Below are 344 nucleotides of genomic sequence, written 5' to 3'. Positions count from 1 at the left end.
GATCCACGTTCTGCATGAATCACAGCAACAGTCCGGCATTGGCTCCGGCCTGAATGAAGGCGATACCGTGGTGGTCAGTGGCCTGTTCCTCATTGACTCCGAAGCCAATATTACGGGCGCGCTGGAACGTATGCGCCACCCTGAAAAAACAGAAAACAGTATGCCAGCAATGTCTGAGCAGCCTGTAAATATGCATTCAGGGCACTGAGGAGACGACGATGATTGAATGGATTATCCGGCGCTCTGTCGCCAACCGTTTCCTGGTCATGATGGGCGCACTGTTTCTCAGCATCTGGGGCACATGGACGATAATTAACACGCCGGTCGATGCGCTGCCTGACCTG

General features: G+C 53.8%; 1 protein-coding gene and 1 pseudogene. Both read left to right on the top strand.

Annotation, left to right across the window (positions count from 1 at the left end; genetic code table 11):
- Window positions 1-208: pseudogene (locus tag IM317_RS23670) on the top strand (efflux RND transporter periplasmic adaptor subunit); the annotation flags it as partial.
- Window positions 209-218: 10 nt separating this feature from the next.
- On the top strand, window positions 219-344 hold a 126-nt coding region (locus IM317_RS24340), incomplete at its 3' end, for a hypothetical protein (RefSeq protein WP_375336436.1).

The organism is Enterobacter cloacae complex sp. S3, from assembly GCF_014930495.1.
In the GTDB taxonomy this organism is placed as follows: Bacteria; Pseudomonadota; Gammaproteobacteria; order Enterobacterales; family Enterobacteriaceae; genus Enterobacter; species Enterobacter asburiae_B.
The sequence above is the reverse complement of the archived record's forward strand: the minus strand, read 5'-3'. Positions and strand labels throughout refer to the sequence as shown.